The 484-nt window shown below is 59.5% G+C and carries 1 pseudogene; it reads left to right on the top strand.

What is annotated here, in order from left to right:
• Window positions 1-114: 114 nt before the first annotated feature.
• A pseudogene (locus AC5ZG1_RS44260) lies at window positions 115-484 on the top strand (DUF4334 domain-containing protein); the annotation flags it as partial.

Here is a 484-nt window from a genome sequence, read left to right as displayed (position 1 = left end):
GAGATCAAGTTGGGACTGGGGTCGTGCATTGCCGATCGGAGGTCGTCAGCGTTGAAAGCGTGACGCCGAGCAGCCGCACTGGCCGCTTGAATGGATAGACAGTCGCCAATCGACGGGGCATCGTTCGATGGTGTGCTCGAAGATCTTGGCTGGTTCGGCAAACGGTTCACGCCGGACATGCGCGCCGATGTGCTGCTGTTTCGAGCGGGAGACCGGCGGCTGGTTGCCGTGGATCCCAAATGGATCCCGCTTCGGCTAACGTTGCGTTTTTATAAGATCGACAGGACGCGTTTGGCAAGCAACCAAGTTTTCCTATCTCCAGCGCCGGCTGCGGGCGAGGGCCCGGTCGCGTCTTTGAAGGCCATGATGTTCGGCTGCGTCAAGAGCGCGGCCATGGTCTATGACGATCAACCCATCGTCGACCATTTCCGGCGGATCGACGCCGAGAGGATCATGGGCGCGAAATTTCGCTCTGCGCAAGTAA

The sequence above is a fragment of the Bradyrhizobium sp. Leo78 genome (assembly GCF_059512425.1).
The sequence above is the reverse complement of the archived record's forward strand: the minus strand, read 5'-3'. Positions and strand labels throughout refer to the sequence as shown.